The sequence below is a fragment of the Flavobacterium frigoris genome, assembly GCF_900111075.1.
GTDB classification, from domain to species: Bacteria; Bacteroidota; Bacteroidia; order Flavobacteriales; family Flavobacteriaceae; genus Flavobacterium; species Flavobacterium frigoris.
The window spans coordinates 401161-424834 of sequence record NZ_FOFZ01000001.1; the positions used below are offsets into that span (position 1 = coordinate 401161).

Below are 23674 nucleotides of genomic sequence, written 5' to 3' on the forward strand. Positions count from 1 at the left end.
TCAATGCAGGTTAAAACAAAAGCAATAGTTCTTTCGTCGATAAAATTCCAGGAAAAAAGCTTGATTGTAAAATGCTTTACTCAATCGCATGGATTAAAGTCCTACTTCGTTCGGGATGCTTTTTCGGGGCGAAAATCGAACCAGAAGATCGCCTATTTCCAACCTTTAACTATCCTCGAAATAGAAGCGGTACATAAGAATAAGGGAACTCTGGAGACCTTTAAAGAAATAAAAATTAGCACGCCCTTTCAAACCATACACTCTGATATTTATAAAAGTACCATTGTGATGTTTATTTCTGAAGTTTTGCACCATTCGATCCATGAAGAAGAAAAAAACGAGTCGCTTTTTGATTTTTTAGAAGCGGCCTTGCTTTGGCTAGATAACCACGATGAAATGGCCAATTTTCATTTGATTTTAATGCTAGAAGCTACAAAATATTTGGGTTTTTATCCTGATGTCTCTGATATTGACATGCCTTTTTTCGAAATGACTGAAGGTGTTTTTAGTCCATTTCACGCCATTAGTTCTTTGACTGAGCACGAAACAAATTTGTTTAAAAAACTCATCGCTTTACGATTTGATACCGAGCAAAAAATCTTCCACGTCATTGAAAGACAGTTAGTGTTGAAAATCCTGATTAATTATTATATGCATCATCTTGATGGCTTCAAGAAACCAAAATCTCTGGAGGTTTTAAAAGAGGTTTTTTCTTAATAATAATATAAATTTTATATATATATTTGGGCGATCCTATTTCTTAAAAAAATAATTGTTTTCTCAATGATTAAAAAAGTAGAAATAGTACACTTATTCTAACTCCATATTACAAAAAAAATTATTTATGAAGAAAATTACACTTTCAGTCCTTTTGGTCTTATTAGTTAGTTTTTCTGGTTTTTCCCAGAGAAACTATGATGAAATAATCACCACAGAATCTAATGTACAAGATTTAGTTCAAAACGAAATAACGGGTGTTATTGTTTTTAAAGAAGGAGGTACTATTAAAGGAGTAGACCCTGAGACAAAAAAAATAATCTGGACCTTGGGTAAAGATGATTTTGGAAAAACTACAGCGGCAGATATTTTGTCAGATCCAGATTTCGGAAGTTTATTCAAAGAAAAAAGTGATTTAACAAGTGTGGCTGGAAGTCCTTATGTTGAGGCTTATATTAATTCAAAGTTTTTGATCATTAATACAGATACAGGTAAAGTTGCTTACAATTCTTCAAAAGAATCTTTTTGGGTAACACAATCTGATTTTCTTCCTGAAACAGACGAATATTTACTTACTCTTAAAAGTGGAGGAGACATGGCTATTGCTTTAGTTGATTTGAAAACTGGAAAATTAAAGTGGAATACGGTTGTTGATAAGGCAAAATCGTTATTTAGTTTTTCTCTTTCTTTTAAGACCGCAAATAACACTAATATAGCTAGAGTGAATGGATCTACAATTTACTATCTTTTATTTGGTAAGTTATATTCTTTTAATAGAGAAACTGGAAGTTTAAACTGGAAAGCAGAAGAGGAGTATACTAAGTTTTTTCCAACTCAAAATGATAAAAACATTGTGGTTGTAAACAGCAAAGGAATGTTGTCTTCAAAAGAATATTTAAATGTGTTAAGCACTGAAAATGGTAAAAGTATTTGGGAAGAATCTATAAAAACAAAAAAAGTTGTTTATTTAGAAGATTGGGGAACAAAGTTATTGATTGCACATTACGGTGGTTTTAACTTTTTTGATTTAAAGACAGGAGATAAAATTTGGAAAAAAGATGCAAGAGGGGATGGTTTAAAAAGAGTAATTGCTATTGAGCAAGACTTTTTGTATGTTGCTGAAAATGAAATGATGCTTATTGACAAAGATGGTCAAAAGCTATGGAAAAAATTCATTGAGATTGCTGATGATAAAGAAGATCCTATTTTTTATCTAGGTAGAGTAGGTGAAAAAGTAATGTACCTAACAGGGACTTATGGTAACATGGTAGATTATAAAACAGGAGTAAAGTTATGGAAACGTAATATTAAATTTAACGACAAAAGACCTGTTTTACCTACATATGATGAAGCTACTAATTCTTACTTAGTATACAACGATGAAGAGCTTTATAAATTTGACCCAAGTATTGATGACAAACCGGAGCCTTTTGCAAAGGTAAATGTCAAAAATGAACAAGATTTAAACAGTATCGAAAATTTTCCTTGGGGAGTTGCAATTTCAGGACCTGTTGAAGTTATGGGAGTGGCTTTGGACGGAACTGTAAAATACCATAACCTTTACAAGCAGCCAGGAGAAACTGGAAGAAGACTTTTAAAAGGGGTTTCTATTGCAGGAAGTCAAATTGCCGCAGCAGCTTCGGCCATTTCGGCAGCTCAAGGTGGTGAAATTACCATGACTTATAGAGATTCAAATGGGAAGATGTCAACAGGAGTTTTGAGAGAAGAAAATAAAAGTAAGATGGCAACATCTGCAGGTCTTGCTGGAGCAGCAAATGCTATGAGTCTGGTAACTCAAAAGTTTAATTCTCGTTTTAATGCAATGAAACAAAATAGGGATTACGCTTATATTTTTGCTAAGGCAGAAACGGGTGAAAAAGTGCTTGTAAAAATCAGAAAATCAGATGGTGTTGAGGTAGATAAAATTATTTTTAAAAATAATAAACCGATTTACGAAATAGATCCTGCTACACAAAACATCTTTTATGTATTAGATAACTCTATCCAGATATTCAATAAAAAATAATTAATAATAACCCACAAAGCCATCAGAATTCATTTTTTGATGGCTTTTTTTTATATTATGAAGAAAACTTTACTATTCTTACTTTTCTTTGGGCTTTCAATTACTCATGCACAAGAAAAAGTTAACTTTAAGAAAAAAAAATTTTATGTACCAGCAATTGCGTATTCACAATATCCATGTTTAGATAATGTGTTGACACAAACTACCATTTATCAAGTGGATAAGGAATTAAAAGGGGAAGAAATAAAATTCAAAAAGAAATTTTTTAATATTGACGGTTATCTAAAACAACCTGAAGGAAGGTTAAAAATATATGTAACTATTCCGCTTCCACAGTACAGCCGCACCCAAGCGGATAGTACCTATGATAAAGAAAATAAGCAATGGAAATACAGTGTTTATTCGAATTATCGGGTTAATATTAATGTACAAGTTAAATGCATTGATCAAATTATTTTTTCGCAGGATTTTGATAATTCTGAAATTGACAGGGTAAGCGGTAATCTTCAAAAATCGCAACTTACAAAAGCAATTGAAGATACGGATAGAACAATTAGGGAAAGCAATGTAGATGAAAATTTGGGCTTAGAGAGAGTTTTAGAAGCTTCTATGTATCGTATTCAATATCTTTTGAACTATAAATTGAGTTATAGTACAACAGAGTCGAAGGAGAAATTTGAATTTATGACCTCAAAAGAACATTCAGAATATGCAAAAATGCTTAGTTTTCAAAATGAAATCACCACTCAGTTAGAACAGATAACAGTTGAAAAAGGATTTGACGCAAAGTTACTAGCGCCTCATTTAGCGTATCTTGAAAGCTTAGTTGTTAAGTATCCGCAGTCTGAAGCAAATTCAAATATTAGATTTATTTTAACCAATAATTTGGCGTACGCTTATTTGCTTATAGAAAACAAAGAGAAGGCGATCTATTATGCTAATTTATTAATTCAAAATGATCAACAAACATCGAGAGGTACAGATATTATAGATCGTGTAAATAAAGCTAATTTTGTTGATAATATAGTAAGAACTCATACCAATCGTTTTGCTGAATTGAAGAAATTAGGATTTAAAATTCAAGAAGATAAAGAAGATGCAAGATTAGCTTTCTTTGAAAAAATAGAAAGACAAGATGTCGATTGGGAACAAGAGAAAATTACTAGGACTAAATATTTAGGGTTGATTAACGATCGAAGAAACAACATTCTTGATTCAATCGCTTTTCAGAATAATCCAGAGCTATTAGCTAAAATAATTATAGGTTTGGGAGGAAATGAAGCTATAAAAAACATTCAGAAAGTTCATTTACTTTCTAAATTAAATTTTGAAGAAAGCAATGTTCCTCAAACGGAAGAAAAATGGGCAACACCAACAAATTATCTTCTTCGAAAGAAAATGCCTGATAATTATTACGAAATAATAAACGGCCCAGAGGCTTGGAGCTATCAAGATAGAAGTGTGGGAGAAAAATGGGTAAAATTAAATAATTCCGATTACTGGGAAATTAGTAATAATCTAGATCCAATTAATTTGTTAACCTCTTTCCGATTTGATTTATGGAATAAGTTAGAATTACTGCCAGATGAAACTTCCGACGGAAGACTCTGTTATCATTTGAGCTATACGGAGAAAACAGTTAACGCCAAAAACAGAGTAATTCCAAAAACCGAATATCATTTTTTTATAGATAAAGAGAAATTCAACATTGTTTCATCAGAAAAAACAGAATTTGAAAACGGAAACAGAAATTCATTTGAAAGAAAAGTATATCAAGATTATCGAGAAATAACAGCTTTAAATAATGGTAAAATTCCGCATAGAATTCTCTATGAATTTGAAGATTATTATGGAGATACCTTTTATCAAGAAGATCGAGATAAAGTAGAAGTAAATCCTGTTTTTTCAAATAGAATATTTATGAAGGAAGTTTATGCAGGAGGTTTTAAATAAGTAAATGAGAAAGTCTTAATTGTAAAAATGCAATTAGGACTTTTTTATTTAAGGTTATTTTCATTGATGGGGTAAATTTTTTTTCAAAGGATATGCTTTTGTACATAAAGTAAAGTATATTTGTCTTTTAATCAAGTGTACTATTCTTTAAGGAAAGTAAACTTTAACTAATTAACTTAATGGAATTCAAATCACAAGCACAAGAAGATATGGAAAAGATTGATAAAACTACTAACTATCTATTACCTAATAAATTTAAAATTGTTGGTTTGGTATTGTTTATCATTTCATTAATTTTAAACGGAATTATAGATTTCTCTTTTGAAACAATAGGTTTTAAAGATTTGCTTTTAAAAATAGCGAAAACAGGAGTGATTTTTGGCTTGCTTTTAATTTCAATTTCCAAAGAAAAAATTGAAGATGAGTTAATTATTAAACTGCGTATGCAATCCTATAGTTATGCGTTTATAGTAGGAGTTTTATTTGCTATGATAATGCCCTTTATTAATTACAGCATTGTTTTTATTTTTTCGTCAGCACCAAAAATGGAAATGACTAGTGATTTTACGATTCTAGGTGTTTTATTATCGATTCAGATTCTTATTTTTAGGAAATTAAAAAAAGCCTACAATGAAGAATAGACTAAAAGTAGAACGCGCCATTTTAAATATTACCCAAGAGGAACTTGCGCAGAAAATAGGAGTGTCTAGGCAAACAATCAATTCAATTGAAACCAATCGTTTTGTACCATCGACAGTATTAGCGCTTAAACTATCAAAGTTATTTGGAAAATCGGTCAATGATTTCTTCGAATTAGAAGTAGAAGAAAAATAGAGATTCAAGCTTTAAATTTGTAGATAATTACTGAGATTACTCGTAATTTAAAAACTAAGATTTGTGAAAATTAGTGAAATTAGTGTACAATAATTCAAAATTCCTTACTTTCGCACGACGATTAAAGAAAAGGATAAAATGAGCACAAAATTTACTGAATACAAAGGACTTGACTTACCAACTGTAGCATCAGAAGTACTAGATTTTTGGAAGAAAGAAAACATATTTGAGAAAAGTGTAACTACACGTGAGGGGAATCCTCCTTTCGTATTTTTTGAAGGTCCGCCTTCGGCAAATGGATTACCGGGAATTCACCACGTAATGGCACGCGCGATCAAAGATATTTTTTGTAGATATAAAACACAAAAAGGATTTCAAGTAAAGCGTAAAGCCGGCTGGGATACTCACGGATTACCAGTGGAATTAGGTACCGAGAAAGAATTAGGGATTACAAAAGAAGATATTGGAAAGTCTATTTCTATCGAAGAATATAACGAGGCTTGTAAAAAAACCGTCATGCGTTATACTGATGTATGGAATGATTTGACCGAAAAAATGGGCTATTGGGTAGATATGGAAGATCCATATGTAACTTATAAGCCTAAATACATGGAAACGGTTTGGTGGTTGCTTAAACAAATCTATAATAAAGATTTGATGTACAAAGGCTACACCATTCAACCTTATTCTCCAAAAGCAGGAACAGGATTAAGTTCTCACGAAGTAAATCAGCCAGGTTCTTACCGTGATGTAACTGACACAACGGTTGTGGCGCAGTTCAAAGTTTTGGAATCATCAAGAGAATTATTATGTTCTAAGTTTTATGATTACATCAGTTCAAAAAATTTACAACATTATAAATTATCAGTTTTAGATCTTGATGAGGTTTATTTCTTGGCTTGGACAACAACACCATGGACTTTACCATCAAATACAGCTTTGACTGTAGGTCCAAAAATTGAGTACGTTTTAGTAAAAACCTTCAATCAATATACGTTTTCATTAACCAATGTTGTTTTGGCTAAGAATTTAGTTGGAAAACAATTCGGGAAAGGATTTTATGAAAGTCAAGACCTTGCTGATTTTGAAAATTTCAAAGAAGGAGATAAAAAAATTCCATACCAAATCCTTGCAGAATGTAGAGGGGCTGATTTAGTTGGAATTCGTTACGAGCAATTGTTGCCATTCGCATTGCCATATCAAAACCCAGAAAATGCTTTTAGAGTGATTTCAGGAGATTTTGTTACCATCGAGGACGGAACAGGAATTGTACATACCGCACCAACCTTTGGTGCAGATGATGCAAAAGTAGCGAAAGAAGCAACGCCAGAAATTCCGCCATTGTTGGTTTTGGACGAAAGTGGAACTCCGGTGCCATTAGTAGATTTACAAGGAAAATTCACTTCACACATGGGCGAATATGCTGGTAAATATGTGAAAAACGAATATTATGAAGATGGTGAAGCGCCAGATCGTTCTATTGATGTCGAGCTTGCAATTCGTTTAAAACAAGAAAATAAAGCATTTAAAGTAGAGAAATATGTCCACAGTTATCCGCATTGTTGGAGAACGGACAAACCAATTTTATACTATCCGCTTGACTCTTGGTTTATAAAAATCACTGAGGTAAGAGACAGAATGTTTGACTTGAACGAAACGATTAACTGGAAGCCTAAATCGACAGGAGAAGGACGTTTTGGAAACTGGATAAAAAATGCCAATGACTGGAATTTATCCCGTTCTAGGTTCTGGGGAATCCCATTGCCAATCTGGAGAACAGAAGACAAACAGGAAGAAATTCTAATAGGTTCAGTAGGAGAGCTATATAACGAAATAGAAAAGTCAATCCAGGCTGGATTCCAAAAAGAAAACCCTTTCAAAGGATTCGAAATTGGAAACATGGATGAGAGCAATTATGATTTAATTGATTTGCATAAAAATGTAGTCGATGAAATCACCTTAGTTTCTGCTTCGGGAAAACCAATGACGCGCGAAGCGGATTTGATTGACGTTTGGTTTGATAGTGGATCTATGCCTTATGCACAATGGCATTATCCTTTTGAAAATAAAGATAAAATTGACGAGAATAAAGATTTCCCGGCTGATTTCATTGCTGAAGGTGTGGATCAAACCCGTGGATGGTTTTATACTTTACATGCAATCGCGACCTTGGTTTTTGATAAAGTAGCCTATAAAAATGTAGTTTCAAATGGATTAGTCTTAGATAAAAACGGACAGAAAATGTCTAAACGTTTAGGAAATGCAGCAGATCCTTTTGATACGTTAGCGGAGTATGGTCCGGATGCCACAAGATGGTACATGATATCGAATGCAAATCCTTGGGACAATTTAAAATTTGATCTTGAGGGAATCGCTGAGGTTCGCAGAAAATTCTTTGGAACCTTATACAATACGTATTCGTTCTTTAGTTTGTATGCTAACATCGACGGATTTAAATATGAGGAAGCTGAAATTCCGTTAAAGGAACGACCTGAAATTGATCAATGGATTATTTCAGAATTGAATACATTGATAAAAGATGTAGATAGTTTTTATGCCGATTATGAGCCTACAAAAGCAGCTCGTGCCATTTCTGATTTCGTTCAGGAAAATTTAAGTAACTGGTACGTTCGTTTGTGTAGAAGACGTTTCTGGAAAGGGGAATATGCACAGGATAAAATTGCAGCTTACCAAACGTTATATACCTGTTTATTGACAATAAGTAAATTAGGAGCGCCTATTGCGCCTTTCTTTATGGATAAGCTTTACAGAGACTTAACTTTAGCAACACAGTCAGAAAAATTTGACAGTGTACATTTGGCAGAGTTTCCAAAACACGTTGAAAACTTTGTTAATAAATTGTTAGAGAGTAAAATGCAGAAAGCACAGACGATCTCGTCATTGGTTTTATCACTTCGAAAAAAGGAAATGATTAAAGTACGTCAACCTTTGCAAAAGATAATGATTCCAGTGCTTGACGAGAAGCAAAGGCTTGAAATTGAAGCAGTTTCCGACCTTATAAAAGCGGAGGTAAATGTGAAAGAAATCTTATTTTTAGATGATGCCTCTGGAGTTTTAGTGAAGCAAATTAAGCCAAATTTCAAGACACTAGGACCTCGTTTTGGAAAAGACATGGGTCTGATTGCTAAAGAGATACAAGGTTTTTCTGCTGAAAAAATCAATCAATTGGAGAGTAATGGAGCCTTAGAGCTTGTTATTGGAGGAAAAAGCATAACTTTAACAATAGAAGAGGTAGAGATTTCATCCCAAGATATTGAAGGATGGTTGGTTGCTAACTCTAACGGAATAACGGTCGCACTTGATATTGTTATTTCTCCGGAATTGAAAAAAGAAGGAATTGCAAGGGAATTAGTCAACAGAATTCAAAATATCAGAAAGGATTCAGGATTTGAAGTAACCGATAAGATAAAAGTACATTTACAAAAAAATGACATTTTAGAAGAGGCGGTAAAAGGAAATGTGGATTATATTAAATCAGAAACACTAACGGAAGAATTGGTTTTTGTAGATAATATAAATGAGGGTATTGAAATAGAATTTGACGAGATAAAAACAAAAATAGTAATTACAAATAATTAGATTATGGTAGAGGCACCAACAAGATACTCTGACGCTGATTTGGCAGAGTTCAAAGAGATAATCCTGAATAAAATACAAAAAGCGCAATCGGATTTAGACTTGATCAAGAGTGCTTATATGAATGATTTGAATAACGGTACCGATGATACGTCGCCTACATTCAAAGCATTTGAGGAAGGTAGTGAATCAATGTCTAAAGAGGCAAATTCGCAATTAGCGATTCGTCAGGAGAAGTTTATTCGGGATTTAAAAAACGCATTGTTCCGTGTAGAGAATAAAACATATGGAATATGTAGAGTTACTGGTAAGCTAATTAGTAAAGAGCGACTAAAAATTGTTCCTCATGCAACTATGAGTATAGAAGCTAAAAACTTGCAACGATAAGAAATTCCAAATTTTAATAGTAAAATTCCAAATTCCAATAATAACTTATAAAATTATTGGGATTTGGAATTTAATTTTTAGAATTTAACTACTTTTGCGCCACTTAAAATTTATAAAATGTCATTACGAAAAGCGTATCTACTTATCTTCATTATATTAATCGTTGATCAAGTTTCGAAAATATATGTCAAAACTAATTTTGTATTAGGGGAAGAAGTGGAAGTTTTTAGATGGTTCAAAATTCTATTCATTGAAAATGAAGGAATGGCATGGGGTACTGAAATCCCTGGGGCTTACGGGAAATTAATTTTAACATTATTTAGACTAGTTGCTGTTGGTGGAATAGGGTATTGGTTGTGGGATTCAATTGAAAAGAAACACAGTTCAAACTACTTGGTTGTAGCTATCGCACTAATACTTGCAGGAGCTTTTGGGAACATAATTGACTCCGTTTTTTATGGTGTAATTTTTGACGATAGTCATTCTCAATTGGCTACGTTGTTTTCAGAACAGCCTTATGGTACTTATTTTCACGGTAAAGTAGTCGATATGTTTTATTTTCCATTTTGGCATGGAACCTTGCCTAATTGGTTACCTCTGTGGGGCGGGAAAGATTTTACTTTCTTCAATGCCATCTTCAATGTGGCTGATATGGCTATTTCGACAGGTGTGGGGATCTTAATATTTTTCAATAAAAAAGCTTTTCATAAGAGTTAGATTTAAAAGCTCAGATAAAAAAAAACCAATTCAAATGCTGAATTGGTTTTTTTTTATCTTTTATTGTGCCCCGGTGCATAATATTTTGCGCTTTTATCACCATGGATTTTTTTGGCATGTCCTGGTGGAATCCTTTTTGCTTTGTAATTAGAGCGGTGTGTTGTTGTTCTAAAACTGCAACTTGATAATGATACAGTGAAGAGAATAACCAGAAGGGTCACGGCAAATTTTGAAGCTTTAATAACTTTCATAGATTTAAAATATTTTTTAGGCTGCGAAATTAGGTATTATAATTTAAACTTATAGCTGTTTTTTGGATTGATACAATAGTCCATCCGGATGTCGTCTTCATGAGTGTCCTTAATCGACTCTTCAGCCTCAAAAAACGAAAGTCCAATCTTAATGGTTTCTGGACTGCACTCCCCTAAAAACCGATCATAAAAACCTTTTCCATAACCCACGCGATGCCCTTGTTTGTCGTATGCCAATAACGGTATAAAAACAACTTCAATTTTATTCGAAGGAACTTTGATTCCGTCAATAGGCTCCGGAATATGATACTCGTTTTTCTTAATTTTTGTATTGTCTGTTAAAAGGAAATGAGTCATCTTTCTAGTTTTAAAATCAGCTTTAGAGATGATGATTTCTTTGTCTTTTCCAGAAAGCAAGTGCAGGATTAATTCTGTATCTACTTCTTTTTGTTCTGTAATGGGTAGAAAAACATGAAAGTAGGTCTTGTCCCAAATAGGCAGTGCAAGCAACTGATTAGCAATAAGCAAACTCATGGTTTCTATCGCATTGTCAGAAAGTTGGCTTCTTAAGGCTTTATACTTCGAGCGTAATTCCTTTTTTTGCATGGATGGTCTCTTTTAAATCTGCTATAAAAGTACTCAAATGATCTACTTCAACATGATCCATAATCACAATTTTATACCATTGATTATTATCGCCATGTTTTTGAGGAACTAAATCATATTTTTCTTCTAGTGCTTTTGTGATGTATTGAGCAGGGATGGTTACGATATTCATATACGGTTCTCTAAAATAAGAAACTTGTAATTCATCCAGTTTTTCGCATAACCATTCCGTTCGCATTTGCAAGATTCTAATTTTTTCGCACCATCCAAAATGGCCATAGGTGAATAATATCATCCAAACTGCTACGGCATTGGCTCCCGATCTGCTTCCGCAAAGAGTTAGATCCATTCCTTCAACATATTCGGCTTCTTTGGTCAGCACATTTTCAATCAATCCTTTTTTGCAAATAAAAACTCCTGTACCATAAGGCGCCTGAAGCATTTTATGGGCATCAATAGTAATGGAGCTGATTTTTGGATTATCAAAATTGATAACGCTGTTTTTATTGCTGAATGGATATACGAATCCGCCGTAAGCAGCATCAATATGCAGTTTGTACTTTAGCTGATGTTTTTCTAGAATTTGGGTATAGTCGTTTGGGTTGTCAACTGCGCCAAACATGGTGGTTCCCATATTTGAAACTATAATAAAATATTTCTTCCCTCTTTCTTTCGCATTGATAATGATGGTTTCTAATGCAAAAACATCAAGAAGTCGTGTTTTAAAATCGACTGGAATTTTCAACCAATCTAACACTAGTAGATTGGCCGCTTTAGGAATCGAATAATGCGTATCTTCTGAAGCTATGATGGCAATTTCAGAAAGTTTTGCGTTTTGTTTGTGCATAAAAAAATTGCGATAGATCCAGATGGCTTGAATGTTTGCTTCCGTTCCGCCAGGTGCAATGTAACCGTCAAAAGAATTGGGTTGCGCTTTGAAAATATCTACGGCAACAACATTTAGGACTTCCCGTTCCATTTCTTGAGTTCCTTTGAAGGCTTTCTCTGAAGTGCCAAGCGTATGACAGCCGATATGATTTGGGTTAGCCACATAAGTCTGTAATGTAGGAGCGTCCTTCAAGAAAGGCGCATCGCTATAGAATACTTTTCCGTCTAATTTAGAGGCAGGATATCCCAAGGAAGTATCCTTTGCAAAATTCACATTTTCATCTAACGCTTTTTGAATGCGTTCTTGTCTTTCTATTTGCGATAATTTTTTCCAGAATTGCATGCTTGTAATTTTTTCCCAAAACTACTGAGGCAACATGAATAAAAACATGATAATTGTTAGGTTTTCAAAGTCTTGCTGATGTGGTAAACAGCGTCACCCTGATAAACAATAGGAGAAAGGTTTGCATTGATTATGTAGCCATCATTAGGGGCGTTCACTTTTCGTTCAAACTCTCCAAAAGGATCCGTAATGATAGCGAGAAGAGTCCCTTTTTGGACATAACGACCAATACAGCCATTGTCGTGCAACAAGCCAGAACATTGTGCTCGTATCCAAGACGATTTTTCAATATAAATAGTTTGCGATTCGGGTTCCTCAATACTATGTTTTGGATCTAACATATCAAGATGAGTCAAAAGCCGTTTTACACCTTGTACGCCTGCATCTGAGACAGATTCGTCAATGTCAAGGGATTTTCCGCCTTCAAAAAGCAGCATTTGTACATTTAATTTATGTCCTGCGTTTCTGAAAGAACCAGCAATATTTTTAGAATATAAAGTAAACGGGGCGTTGAAGACATCGGCCAGAGTTTTTAATTCAGGATTGTTTGGGGCGATTCTAATTTGAGGGGCATTGAATCTGCTGGCACCTCCTGCATGAAAATCTACGGCATAATCAACTAATGGCATAATTTCAGTGAGCATGTGATACGCGAAACGGCTGGCAAGAGAACCGCTTTTGCTTCCTGGAAAAACGCGATTTAAGTCCCTGCCATCAGGAAATTTTCTGCTTTTGTTAAGAAAGCCAAACATGTTAATTACGGGAATACAAATAATAGTCCCTATTTTTGGTTTGTTAATCTTCTTAGTGATCAGTTGACGTACAATTTCAACACCATTAATTTCATCACCGTGAATTCCCGCTGAAAAAAGGACAACAGGGCCGTCGATTTTAGAACGTCTAACTATTATTGGTATTTTAAGTTCTCCGGTGTTGTGCAGTTTAGCAATTTCCATGTCAATTGTTTTGCTTTCGCCTGGCAAAATAGATTCTCCTAAAATGATTATGGGTTTGCTGTTTTTCATGATGTTTTAAAAAATCAAAATTAGAGATTATTATTTGTAATTCGTAAATTTGGACTTAAATAGATAAATAACTCCAAAGTAATAAGAATGAGATCCATCTCGCCGAATCAAGATGTATCTTTGTGAAATAAAATTATAATGCAAAACCCAACTCTAGCACTTCAAATACAAACCTTACCTGATGGTCCCGGCGTATATCAATATTATGATAAGGATGGAAAAATCTTGTATGTTGGGAAAGCCAAGAATCTAAAAAAAAGAGTTTCTTCCTATTTCAATAAAATTCATGATACTGCCAAAACCAATGTATTGGTAAAAAAGATTGTAACCATAAAACACATCGTGGTTCCTACAGAAACAGATGCACTACTGTTAGAAAATAATCTTATAAAAACGTTGCAACCGCGATATAATGTATTGCTTCGGGATGATAAAAGCTATCCGTGGTTGTGTATAAAAAAAGAACCTTTTGCTCGAATTTTTGCCACCAGAAGAATGGTAAAGGATGGTTCGGAATATTTTGGGCCTTACACGAGTTTTAAGACGGTGAATACAATCCTGGAGTTAATAAAAGAACTGTATCCACTACGGACGTGTAACTATGATCTAAGCAAATCAAATATTGAAAGCGGCAAATTTAAGGTTTGCCTCGAATACCATATTGGGAATTGTAAAGGGCCTTGCGAGGGATATGAATCTTTAGAAAATTATCAAAAGCAGGTGGATGCCATTCGAGAAATACTGAAAGGAAATTTCAAAGAAAGCATGAAAGACTTCAAAAGAGTCATGATGGAATTAGCCCAAGATATGCATTTTGAAGAAGCGCAGAAGATAAAGGAGAAAATTGAAGTGCTTGAGAATTATCAGTCTCGCTCCACTATCGTAAATCCAAAGATTACTAATATTGATGTCTTTTCAATCGTTTCTGACGAAAGTGCCGGTTATGTGAATTTTTTACAAATTTCACACGGTTCGATCATTCGCTCGCATACTATGGAAATCAAGAAAAAACTAGAGGAAACGGATGCGGAATTATTAGAATTGGCTATAATAGAACTCCGAGAGCGTTTCCAATTATTATCTCGGGAAGTTATTGTCCCGTTTCCGGTAGATTTGGGGGAAAATTTAAAAGTAACAGTTCCGCAATTAGGAGATAAAAAACAAATTTTGGATCTTTCTGTTCGAAATGCGAAGTTTTACAGAATCGAACAATTGAAACAATTGCAAATTGTAGATCCAGATAGGCATACCAATAGAATTATGGCGCAGATGAAAAAAGATTTGCGACTGTCATTTGAACCAAGACACATTGAATGTTTTGATAACTCCAATATTCAAGGGACTAATCCAGTTGCTGCTTGCGTAGTTTTTAAGGATGGTAAACCAAGTAAGAAAGACTATCGTCATTTTAATATAAAAACTGTTGTAGGGCCTGATGATTTTGCGTCAATGACCGAAGTAGTATATCGTAGGTATAAAAGGCTATTGGATGAAAACCAGTCTTTGCCACAGTTGATTATTATTGATGGGGGAAAAGGACAACTATCTGCGGCGCTAAAAAGCATTGATGATTTAGGGTTGAGAGGGAAAATAGCAATAATTGGTATAGCCAAGAGGTTGGAGGAATTATTTTATCCAGGAGATTCAGTTCCTTTATATTTAGATAAAAAATCAGAAACCTTGAAAGTAATTCAGCAATTGCGAAATGAAGCGCATCGATTTGGAATTACCCATCACAGAGATCAAAGGAGTAAAGCGGCACTAAATTCTTCGATAGAATCCATTCCTGGAATTGGCGAAAAAACCATGTTGTCTTTAATACAGCATTTTAAAAGTGTTAAGAGATTGAAATTAGCAACCGAAAAAGAAATTTCTGACGTTATAGGTGTTTCAAAAGCCAAAAAAATTGTCGACTTTTACAAGATGGTAACGGAATGACGTTAAGCTAAATATTAATTAAATAAACAGGAATACCATTAAAAAACCCATGCTTTTTATGAAAAAACAACTCCTTTTACTTTTTGTTTTATTTAGTTGTTTGAGCTTGTTTTCACAAGAGCAGAACAGACCAAAAGTAGGCTTGGTTTTAAGTGGCGGTGGGGCCAAAGGGTTTGCGCATATAGGGGTTTTGAAAGTGCTGGAAGAAGCAGGGTTAAAAATCGATTATATTGGCGGTACCAGTATGGGTTCGGTTGTTGGCGGTCTCTATGCTTCAGGATATACCGCAGCTCAAATTGACTCAATATTTCAAGCAACCAATTTTGATGAATTGATAAATGATTTCATTCCAAGATCTTCTAAAAACTTTTACGAGAAAAAAAACGATGAATTGTACGCACTTGTGCTACCATTTAATAAATTTAAAATAGGAATACCAGAGGCACTTTCGAAAGGAATGTATAATTTTAATTTATTAAGTAGGATAACAAGGCACGTAAGGCATGTAAGGGACTTTAATAATTTGCCAATTCCGTTTTTATGCATCGCTACTGATATTGAAACAGGGAAAGAAGTTTTGTTAAATAAAGGGAATCTGGCGCAGGCAATGATCGCCAGCTCCGCATTTCCGTCCTTATTTTCTCCAGTAGAAATAGATGGGAAGCTCCTCGTAGATGGAGGAGTGACTAATAATTACCCTATTGATGAAGTAAGGAAATTGGGTGCAGATATAATCATCGGTGTGGACGTGCAAGATGATTTAAGAGACCGAAATTCACTCAAAGACGCTACTAAAATTTTGGTTCAAATTACAAATCTTCATTCGATAGAAAAAATGAAGGAAAGTATAACTAAAACGGATATTTATATTAAACCCGACATTACGGATTATGGAGTTATATCATTTGATAAAGGGAAAGAGATTATTATAAAAGGAGAGGAAGCCACATTTGCAGTGTATGAAAAAATAGAAGCATTAGTAGGGGATTTAAATAAGTATCAAAAACCCAAATTAAGAATTTCAACAGATAGTTTGCAAATAGCAAATATAAATTGTGATGAATTAGATAATTATACCAATGACTATGTGATTGGGAAATTAAGATTTAAACCCAGAACTAAAATTTCATACAAGCAGTTAGAAGCAGGGATGAATAATATTAATGCGACAGAAAATTTCAGGGCTATTAATTATACGCTGGAGCCAAACCGTCAAGACGACGATTTGAATCTTATGTTGAAAGAAAATAAAACAAAATCCTATTTAAAATTCGGCTTGCATTATGACGGTTTGTTTAAGAGTGCTATCTTGGTTAACTTAACCCGTAAAAAAACATTGTTTAAAAATGATGTTGCATCGCTAGATATTGCACTTGGGGACAACTTCAGATATAATTTTGGCTATTATATCGAAAACGGGTACAATCTTAGTTTTGGATTTAAATCTTATTTCAATCAATTCAATAAAAATATAAACAGGGCAATAAGTAATTTAGACTTTGAAACTTTGGGTGTCAATTCAATTAATGTGGATTTTTCCGATGTGACAAATCAGGTTTATTTTCAATCTTTATTTGTTCAAAAATTTCTTATTGGAGGAGGTTTAGAATATAAATTTCTAAAAATTAATTCTGGGACATTGGCTAATAGCAATCCTATAATCGATAAAAGTAGTTATGTAAGTCTTTTTGGTTATTTGAATTACGATTCTTTTGATAACAAGTTTTTTCCTAAAAAAGGATGGTATTTTTCTGGAGATATACAATCTTTTGTAGTTTCATCTGACTATACAAATACGTTTAACCAGTTTTCAATTGCAAAAACTGATTTTGGATTTGCTACAAAAATCTTTAGAAATGCTACAGTTAAAATTCAAACAGAAGCCGGTTTTTCATTTGGAAATGAAAGTGTTACCTTTTTCAATTTTGTTTTGGGAGGGTACGGCTACAATCAAGTCAATAATTTCAGGCATTTTTATGGTTATGATTTTTTAAGTTTAGCAGCAAATAGCTATATCAAGTCGACAGCGACCATCGACTATGAGTTTTATAAAAAAAATCATTTGAATTTTTCTGCAAATTTCGCGAACTTGGGAGATAGAATGTTTGAATCTGTTGGATGGGTTTCGCTACCTAAATATTCAGGTTATGCTTTCGGATATGGTTTGGAAACCATCATCGGTCCTGTAGAAATTAAACACAGCTGGTCTCCAGAAACCAAAAAAGGATACACGTGGTTTAGTATTGGATTTTTATTTTAAATTTAATGTATATCAATAAAAATTCCGATATTTGTTACAATGAAAACAAAATGGCTAGGTTTATTAGATTATCTGCAATTCCTCATCAAGAGAAATCCTGAGTAAGAAGTACTTTAGATGATGAGGTCAATTAGGAATTAGATAATGTATTTAAATTGTCTCGTTGGATTTTATTAATTGAGAAAATGGTCTTAATGTGTCATTGTCTAAATCTGTACTATCGTTATAGTTAGGAAAGAGGTTTCGTTTTCTAATTATTTCATTTTCTAATCTTCTAATTTTAATTAATCATGCCGTTATATCACAAATTGGGGACTTTCCCTCAAAAAAGACACACGCAATTTGAAAAACCTGAAGGCGGTTTTTATTACGAACAACTATTTGGAACAGAGGGTTTTCATGGAAATTCTGCCTTGTTGTATCACGTTCACCGACCTACACAAGTAAAAGAAATTATTAAGTCTTATTCTGTCGAGCCTAAGATTGCCATTGGTAAAAACATTAAATCTTTATTGTTAAAAGGATTTGATCTAAAAGCCGAAGATGATTTTTTAGATAGTCGTAAAGCGTTGCTTGTCAATAAAGATTGCACGATAGGGTTAGCAGCACCCAAGAAATCATTGCGGCAGTATTTTTATAAAAATGCCGATGCTGATGAAATGATTTTCATTCACAAAGGGAAAGGGAAATTGCGCACCATGATGGGAAATATCCCATTTGAGTACGGAGATTACCTGATCATTCCCAGAGGGATTATCTATCAAATTGATTTTGAAACATCAATAAATCGCTTGTTGTATGTCGAATCTTTTGCCCCAATTTATACGCCAAAACGTTATAAGAACGAATCAGGTCAGCATCTAGAACACTCTCCATTTTGTGAACGCGATTTTATTTTGCCAAATGAATTGGAAACTCACGATGAAAAAGGAGACTTTCTTATCAAAATAAAAAAAGAAGGAACGATGCATGAAGTTGTTTATGCCACGCATCCTTTTGACGTAGTGGGTTGGGATGGCTACAATTTTCCGTACGGATTCAGCATTCATAATTTCGAACCAATAACAGGACGCGTTCATCAACCGCCACCGGTACACCAAACATTTGAAACATCCACTTTTGTGATCTGTTCATTTGTACCAAGGTTGTACGATTACCATCCAAAAGCAATTCCTGCTCCCTATAATCACAGTAATGTGGATAGCGATGAGGTATTGTATTACGTCGACGGTGATTTTATGAGTAGAAATAATATCGAGCAAGGACATATTACATTACACCCAAAAGGAATTCCACACGGCCCGGCACCTGGAGCAATGGAAAGAAGCATTGGTCATAAGGAAACACATGAGTTGGCTGTAATGGTGGATACTTTTAGAACGCTTATGGTAACAGAAGAAGCAATGGGAATCGATGATGGTGAGTATTACAAGTCGTGGGTAGAATAGTCATTGCGAGGAACGACGCAATCTCACTTGCTATATTTTAAATTTAATTAGAAGCAATTTCCTGCTGTGCGCTATATCTTTATTTTTTTAAAGAAAAAATATAAAGGATGTCGCTTCCATCAGGGCTAGGCTTAAGAACAATAAACAACATTTTCGGTCATAAAAAAACCGAAAGACAAAAAATAAACATCATGGCAAAAGAAGTAAAATCAGTAGAATACGGATTAGAGAAAATATTTGAAGGAGCACAAGATTTCCTTCCTTTATTAGGGACCGATTATGTAGAATTCTATGTAGGAAACGCAAAACAATCAGCACATTATTATAAAACGGCTTTTGGATACCAGTCATTAGCTTATGCAGGCTTAGAGACAGGAGTGAGAGACAGAACCTCTTATGTGTTGAAACAAGATAAGATACGTATTGTTCTTACGACACCCTTAACTCAGGATTCTCCTATACATGAACATTTGAGAAAACATGGCGATGGAGTGAAAGTAGCAGCTCTTTGGGTAGAAGACGCAACTAGTGCTTACGAAGAAACAATGAAGCGTGGTGCTCGTTCTTTTATGGAGCCTACAGTTGAAAAAGATGAGCATGGAGAAGTGGTGCGTTCTGGGATTTATACCTACGGAGAAACCGTGCATATTTTTGTGGAACGTAAAAATTACAAAGGTGTTTTCTTACCTGGATATAAAGAATGGAAATCAGATTATAATCCGGAACCAACCGGGTTAAAATACATTGACCATATGGTAGGGAATGTTGGTTGGAATGAAATGAATACCTGGGTGAAGTTCTACGAAGAGGTAATGGGATTTGTAAATTTCCTTTCTTTTGATGACAAACAAATTAATACAGAATACTCAGCCTTGATGAGTAAGGTAATGTCTAATGGAAATGGACGTATTAAGTTTCCAATTAACGAACCTGCAGAAGGAAAGAAAAAATCACAAATCGAGGAATACCTTGATTTTTATGGTGGACCAGGAATACAGCACATAGCTATCGCAACTGATGATATCATTAAAACGGTGAGTGAGTTAAAGGCTAGAGGTGTGGAATTTTTATCTGCCCCTCCTCATACGTATTATCAGGCGATTCCAGAACGATTGGGAGACCACATGAAAATGATGAAAGAGGATTTAAATGAAATAGAGAAGCTAGCCATTATGGTAGATGCAGATGAAGAAGGGTATTTATTACAAATATTTACAAAACCTGTACAAGACAGACCTACTTTGTTTTTTGAAATTATTCAAAGAATGGGTGCTAAAGGTTTTGGAGCGGGTAACTTTAAAGCTTTATTTGAGTCTATAGAGCGTGAGCAAGCATTGCGAGGAACGTTGTAAAAACACATTTTTTTTGCATTATGTGAAAAAATAACTATCGAATTAGATGATATTTTGTGAATGATATGTTAAACTTTATTTTTTGATAAAAAATGTAGTTTTGTTGCTTACCTTTGCACTCGCAAAATGGAAGGGGTGGTTTCCTTCCGTATTGATATAAATTTCATAATTTATAGTTTTTTGGTTAGTTAATAGCATAAAAACTCAGTCATTATTTGACTGAGTTTTTTTGTTTTAATATATTTGGAACAGAATTTGCAACTGGAGTCAATAAACAGACAAAGTACGTTATGAAAAAATTTATACTATTCTTATTATTGATATTAACAGTAAGTTTCGATTCTCCTCAAGAAGATGCTTACGATGTGGGTGAATGGTTTAAATTCCGAATCCATTATGGTTTTGTAAATGCAGGATATGCAACGCTAGAAGTCAAGGACGCAGTGATAAACAATAAGAAAACGTTCCATGTTATTGGTAAAGGTTATACAACAGGGATGTCCCGCTTTTTTTTTAAAGTGGACGACTTGTATGAAAGCTATATCGATAAGGAATCCGGTAATCCGCTTCAGTATGTAAGGAAGATTAATGAAGGAGGATACATTAAAAGTCAAGAAGGGTTTTTTAATCAATCAGCTAATAATGTTTTGGTAAAAGATTATAAAAATAGAAACGAAAAAACTTTTGTTACTCCAAAAAATACTCAAGACATTTTATCGGCGTTCTACTATTTAAGAAATTACCCTAATATTGATAAAATCAACCCTGGGGAGTCGGTTATCATCAATATGTTTATTGATGATGAAACCACAAAATTTAAGTTAAAGTTTGCAGGTCGTGAAGATATTACAACTAAATTTGGCGTGGTGTCATCCATGGTCTTTAAACCTATGGTGCAATCAGGTCGTGTTTTTAAAGAACAAGAGAGCCTAACGGTCTGGATTTCAGACGATAATAATAGATTGCCTATTCGAATAAAAGCAGACTTAGCCGTGGGATCCATAAAAGCAGACTTAGACGCATTTAAAGGACTAAACAATCCATTTAAAATAAAAAGATAATGAACATTAGTGAGAATGCAGAAGCTATTTTAAACAAAATTGAGCAAAAATATGCATCCATCGACCAAAAAACAGAAACGCACTTAGAAGGATTGCTTTGGTCTAAACCCATTACCTATTGGGACTATATCCAGACCGATGCCTTATTAAATATGCAAACGCAAAGGACAACGCTTCCAGATGAAATGGTTTTTATCATGTATCATCAAGTGAATGAATTGATCTTTAAGATGATTCTTTGGGAGATGAATCAAATTTCCTATTGTCAAAATATTAAAACTGAATTTTTCGCAGAAAGATTAATGAGAATCAGTCGTTATTTTGATATGCTTACTACTTCTTTCAGTATTATGGAAAATGGTATGGAAGTAGAACAATATATGAAGTTTAGAAATACTTTAACTCCAGCGAGTGGTTTTCAAAGCGCTCAGTATCGATTAATTGAATTTTCTTCTACAGATTTGATTAATCTTATTGACAATAGGTACAGAGGTTCTATCGATCGAAATACGCCTTATGAACATGCTTTTGAACATTTATATTGGCAAGCAGCGGGTAAAGACTATGCGACCGGTAAGAAGTCCTACTTGTTAGAAGAATTTGAAAAAAAATATAAAAAAACATTCTTGGACCACATGGAGGAGTATAACTCCATTAATATCTGGCAGAAGTTCAAACAACTTCCAGATAGTGACCAGAAAAATCCTGAGTTGATACAAGCAATGCGTCATTTTGACCATACTGTCAATATTACTTGGGTTATGCAGCATTTGAATGTGGCCATTAAATACATTGACCAAAGCGGGAAAGGTACTGGAGAGGCAACGGGAGGAAGTGATTGGAAAAAATACATGCACCCCAAATACCAGCGGAGGATATTTTTTCCAGAGTTATGGAGCGCTGATGAATTGGCGAACTGGGGTGTAGAAATTTAAGTTGAATTAAAAAAGAAAAGACGGTTTGAAGCAAGTAGTAATAATTTTTATAGTATTAGTATCAATACTATCCTGCAATAAATCCAATAATAAACTAGAAGTAAAGACTAAAGTTAAAACCGTTAAACCGCTAGCAGAGAATTCTGATTTTGGATTTAATTATTCTGAATTTAATGTCGTTCAGGATACTATTAAAAGGGGAGATAATTTTGGTACAATAATAAGTAAACAAAACATCGGTGACCGTAAAGTATTTGATATTGTAAACAGTGTGAGAGATACTTTTAATGTTCGCTATATTAGACCTAACCGGGCTTACACGATGCTTAGGTCAAAAGATAAAACAAATAAACTACAGGTTTTTGTGTACCAACCGGATGCTTTGAGTTATTATGTGTTTGATTTTAGGGATACTACGGTGGTGGCTTACAAGAAAACGAGACCCATTACAATCAGAAGAAGAACTATAGGAGGAGTATTAAAAGGGTCATTGTCTGAAACTTTAGGAAATTCTGGAGTAGAGGCTGCTCTAGCAAATAGAATCACAAAAATATATTCATGGTCTATTGACTTTTTTAAATTGAAGAAAGGGGACCGGTTCGCGCTTACTTTTACAGAAAGGTTTATAAATGATTCTGTTTACAATGGTGTAGAAAATCTAGAAGCTTCTTTTTTCGAATACAAAGGCAAAATTATTTATGCATTCCCTTACGCTCAAAATGGCGCCTCTGGGAAAGTAGGATATTATGATGAGGAAGGAAAAACCTTAAAGAATTTCTTTCTTAAAGCCCCCATTAAATTCAGCAGATTGACGTCACGGTTTTCAATGAATAGATATCATCCGGTACAACACAGATGGAAAGCACATAAAGGAACCGATTATGCTGCCCCAACAGGAACGCCAATTACGACTACTGCCTCAGGGACGGTTGAAAGAACAGGGTATACTGCAGGAAATGGTAACTATGTAAAGGTGAAACACAATGGTACGTATTCTACTCAATACTTACATATGTCAAAAATTTTGGTTCGACGTGGCCAACATGTAAATCAAGGAGACGTCATTGGTCGAGTAGGAAGTACAGGTTTAGCGACAGGGCCACATGTTTGTTATCGTTTTTGGAAAAATGGAAAGCAAGTTGATGCTCTAAAGTTAAAGCTGCCAGGAGGAGAACCGATGAATAGTGCAAATAAAGCTCGTTATTTAAAGATAATTGCACCATTGAAATTTGAGTTAGACAGTATTGGGAATTTATAGGTCAAAAGGTTTTTTTTTGATTTAGTTTATAGAAGGTTAATTTATTAGGGAGCACAATTATTTACTGTAAATAATTGT

19 protein-coding genes are annotated in these 23674 nt (G+C 34.1%); 15 read left to right on the plus strand and 4 right to left on the minus strand.

What is annotated here, in order from left to right:
* Positions 1 to 3: 3 nt before the first annotated feature.
* The 8 genes from recO to BMW63_RS01715 all read left to right on the plus strand — a co-directional run bounded on the left by recO (position 4) and on the right by BMW63_RS01715 (position 10231).
* Positions 4 to 717, plus strand: coding sequence for a DNA repair protein RecO (recO, locus tag BMW63_RS01680; RefSeq protein WP_074720590.1), 714 nt, complete (start codon positions 4 to 6; stop codon positions 715 to 717).
* 127 nt (positions 718 to 844) lie between these two features.
* Positions 845 to 2743, plus strand: a complete 1899-nt coding sequence (locus BMW63_RS01685; RefSeq protein WP_074720591.1) for an outer membrane protein assembly factor BamB family protein — start codon at positions 845 to 847, stop codon at positions 2741 to 2743.
* Positions 2744 to 2800: 57 nt separating this feature from the next.
* Positions 2801 to 4696, plus strand: a complete 1896-nt coding sequence (locus BMW63_RS01690) for a hypothetical protein (protein WP_074721136.1) — start codon at positions 2801 to 2803, stop codon at positions 4694 to 4696.
* Between the two features lie 179 nt (positions 4697 to 4875).
* Entirely contained in the window at positions 4876 to 5337 is a 462-nt protein-coding gene (locus BMW63_RS01695) for a hypothetical protein (protein WP_074720593.1), read from the plus strand.
* Positions 5327 to 5530: a helix-turn-helix transcriptional regulator gene (locus tag BMW63_RS01700; protein ID WP_074720595.1), complete on the plus strand. Its 204-nt coding sequence runs from the start codon at positions 5327 to 5329 to the stop codon at positions 5528 to 5530. Before BMW63_RS01695 ends, BMW63_RS01700 begins: the two co-directional genes overlap by 11 nt.
* A 138-nt stretch (positions 5531 to 5668) precedes the next feature.
* On the plus strand, positions 5669 to 9130 hold the full coding sequence (gene ileS, locus BMW63_RS01705) for an isoleucine--tRNA ligase (RefSeq protein WP_074720597.1): 3462 nt from the start codon (positions 5669 to 5671) through the stop codon (positions 9128 to 9130).
* Positions 9131 to 9133: 3 nt separating this feature from the next.
* Positions 9134 to 9514 (plus strand): TraR/DksA family transcriptional regulator, encoded by a 381-nt coding sequence (locus BMW63_RS01710; protein ID WP_074720599.1) that lies wholly within the window; start codon positions 9134 to 9136, stop codon positions 9512 to 9514.
* Positions 9515 to 9631: 117 nt separating this feature from the next.
* A complete protein-coding gene (locus tag BMW63_RS01715) occupies positions 9632 to 10231 on the plus strand; it encodes a lipoprotein signal peptidase (protein WP_074720601.1) in 600 nt (199 codons plus the stop codon).
* Positions 10232 to 10284: 53 nt separating this feature from the next.
* Here BMW63_RS01715 and BMW63_RS01720 read toward each other — a convergent pair whose 3' ends face one another.
* The 4 genes from BMW63_RS01720 to BMW63_RS01735 are packed head-to-tail and all read right to left on the minus strand — an operon-like array spanning position 10285 to position 13344.
* Positions 10285 to 10482 carry a hypothetical protein gene (locus BMW63_RS01720; protein ID WP_074720603.1) on the minus strand — a complete coding sequence of 66 codons (198 nt, stop codon included), beginning with the start codon at positions 10480 to 10482 and terminating at the stop codon, positions 10285 to 10287.
* 36 nt (positions 10483 to 10518) lie between these two features.
* Positions 10519 to 11088 (minus strand): 5-formyltetrahydrofolate cyclo-ligase, encoded by a 570-nt coding sequence (locus tag BMW63_RS01725; protein ID WP_074720605.1) that lies wholly within the window; start codon positions 11086 to 11088, stop codon positions 10519 to 10521.
* A complete protein-coding gene (locus BMW63_RS01730; RefSeq protein ID WP_074720607.1) occupies positions 11057 to 12319 on the minus strand; it encodes a pyridoxal phosphate-dependent decarboxylase family protein in 1263 nt (420 codons plus the stop codon). Before BMW63_RS01730 ends, BMW63_RS01725 begins: the two co-directional genes overlap by 32 nt.
* Before the next feature lie 56 nt (positions 12320 to 12375).
* Positions 12376 to 13344: a succinylglutamate desuccinylase/aspartoacylase family protein gene (locus tag BMW63_RS01735; RefSeq protein WP_074720609.1), complete on the minus strand. Its 969-nt coding sequence runs from the start codon at positions 13342 to 13344 to the stop codon at positions 12376 to 12378.
* Between the two features lie 138 nt (positions 13345 to 13482).
* Here BMW63_RS01735 and uvrC point away from each other — a divergent pair, with 138 nt between their 5' ends.
* The 7 genes from uvrC to BMW63_RS01770 all read left to right on the plus strand — a co-directional run bounded on the left by uvrC (position 13483) and on the right by BMW63_RS01770 (position 23596).
* Positions 13483 to 15282, plus strand: a complete 1800-nt coding sequence (gene uvrC / locus BMW63_RS01740) for an excinuclease ABC subunit UvrC (protein ID WP_074720611.1) — start codon at positions 13483 to 13485, stop codon at positions 15280 to 15282.
* 58 nt (positions 15283 to 15340) lie between these two features.
* On the plus strand, positions 15341 to 17542 hold the full coding sequence (locus BMW63_RS01745; protein ID WP_074720613.1) for a patatin-like phospholipase family protein: 2202 nt from the start codon (positions 15341 to 15343) through the stop codon (positions 17540 to 17542).
* 290 nt (positions 17543 to 17832) lie between these two features.
* Positions 17833 to 18990, plus strand: coding sequence for a homogentisate 1,2-dioxygenase (locus tag BMW63_RS01750; RefSeq protein WP_074720615.1), 1158 nt, complete (start codon positions 17833 to 17835; stop codon positions 18988 to 18990).
* Between the two features lie 191 nt (positions 18991 to 19181).
* The gene (gene hppD / locus BMW63_RS01755; RefSeq protein WP_074721138.1) at positions 19182 to 20342 is read left to right on the plus strand and encodes a 4-hydroxyphenylpyruvate dioxygenase; all 1161 of its coding nucleotides are present in this window, start codon (positions 19182 to 19184) and stop codon (positions 20340 to 20342) included.
* Positions 20343 to 20632: 290 nt separating this feature from the next.
* Positions 20633 to 21403, plus strand: a complete 771-nt coding sequence (locus BMW63_RS01760; protein WP_074720617.1) for a DUF3108 domain-containing protein — start codon at positions 20633 to 20635, stop codon at positions 21401 to 21403.
* Positions 21403 to 22338, plus strand: coding sequence for a tryptophan 2,3-dioxygenase family protein (locus tag BMW63_RS01765; protein WP_074720619.1), 936 nt, complete (start codon positions 21403 to 21405; stop codon positions 22336 to 22338). Before BMW63_RS01760 ends, BMW63_RS01765 begins: the two co-directional genes overlap by 1 nt.
* Positions 22339 to 22363: 25 nt before the next feature.
* Complete coding sequence (locus BMW63_RS01770) at positions 22364 to 23596, plus strand: peptidoglycan DD-metalloendopeptidase family protein (RefSeq protein WP_074720621.1); 1233 nt, start codon at positions 22364 to 22366, stop codon at positions 23594 to 23596.
* Positions 23597 to 23674: the final 78 nt, after the last annotated feature.